Source organism: Kitasatospora sp. NPDC007106, from assembly GCF_040634455.1.
GTDB classification, from domain to species: domain Bacteria; phylum Actinomycetota; class Actinomycetes; order Streptomycetales; family Streptomycetaceae; genus Kitasatospora; species Kitasatospora arboriphila.
In genome coordinates this window covers 1-1,349 of the sequence record NZ_JBEYFP010001256.1, presented here as the reverse complement: position 1 = coordinate 1,349, position 1,349 = coordinate 1, and the positions used below count along the sequence as shown (strand labels likewise).

The window sequence follows — 1,349 nt, the reverse complement described above, 5'->3', positions numbered from 1 at the left end:
CACCTCCCCAGCCTTCGGCCGGGAGGTGCCCCCACGCGCCCCTGTCTTCGCTTCGCGCGCAGCCGCTCGTCAGTGCTTGCGGATGGTGGCGGCTTCGGCGAGGGCGAGGAGGGCGGGGCGGGCGGGGCCGTCGGCGAGGGGGGCGGCGTCCAGGGCGGCGAGGGACTGTTCGAGGAGTTCCTCGATGCGACGTTCGACGCGGTCGGCCGCGCCGCTGCGCTCCACCAGCCCGCGCAGGACGGGGATCTCCTCGGCCGCCAGGTCGGCCGCGCCGAGCCGTTCGTCGAGGTGCCGGGCGTCCGCGGGGGAGAGCCCCCGCATGGCGTGGGCGACGAGGAGGGTCCGCTTGCCCTCGCGGAGGTCGTCCCCGGCGGGCTTGCCGGTGACGGCGGGGTCGCCGAAGACACCGAGAAGGTCGTCGCGGAGCTGGAAGGCCTCGCCGAGCGGCAGCCCGAACGCGCCGTAGGCCTCGACGAGTCCGGGTCCGGCGCCGGCGAGCAGGGCGCCGACCTGGAGCGGCCGTTCGATGGTGTACTTCGCGGACTTGTAGTGCAGGACGGTCTGCGCCCGGTCGAGCGCCCCGGCGTCGGCGGAGTCCCCGGCGACCGGTTCGAGGACGTCGAGGTACTGGCCGACCATGACCTCGGTGCGCATGAGGTCGAAGACGGGCTTGGCGGCCCGTACCGCGTCGTCCGGCAGCCCGGAGCTCTGGAACAGCTCGTCGCACCAGATCAGCAGCAGGTCGCCGAGCAGGACGGCGGCGCTGGCGCCGTACTGCTCGCGGTCGCCGCGCCAGCCGTTCTCGCGGTGCAGGCCCTCGAAGCGGCGGTGGACGGAGGGCAGGCCGCGGCGGGTGTCGCTGCGGTCCATGAGGTCGTCGTGGACGAGGGCGCTGGCCTGCAGCAGTTCGAGGGCGGCGGCGGCGTCGGCGATGCCGGGGTGGTCGGCGGAGCCACCGGCGCCGCGCCAGCCCCAGTAGCAGAAGGCGGGCCGCAGTCGCTTGCCGCCGTCGAGCAGGAAGTCGCGCAGTGCCTCGGAGACCGGGCCGAGCTGGGGGGAGATGCCGGCGAGCAGGGTGCTCCGGCCGTCCATGAAGGCGGCGAGCGCGGCGTTCACACGGTCGCGCACGGCCTCCCGGTCGATCGGGTTGGCCGGCAGGCTGGTGGAGGAGGGCACGGTGGGACTCCGGATCATTGGGCTGACAATCAGCCTATCCGGCGGTCGTCCGGGGCCCGAATCGGTCGTCCGCGCCGGGGGGGGGGGGCGCGCGGGGGGGCCCGGGGCCCCGGGGGGCGGAGGGGAGAGGGGGGGGGTGGGGCAGGGGGGTGTGGGGTATGTGTTGTTATGGG

1 protein-coding gene is annotated in these 1,349 nt (G+C 75.3%); it reads right to left on the bottom strand.

Going from position 1 to position 1,349, the window contains the following annotated elements; genetic code table 11:
* Nucleotides 1–69: 69 nt before the first annotated feature.
* Nucleotides 70–1,194, bottom strand: coding sequence for a polyprenyl synthetase family protein (locus tag ABZ641_RS37630; protein ID WP_344628021.1), 1,125 nt, complete (start codon nucleotides 1,192–1,194; stop codon nucleotides 70–72).
* Nucleotides 1,195–1,349 lie beyond the last annotated feature (155 nt).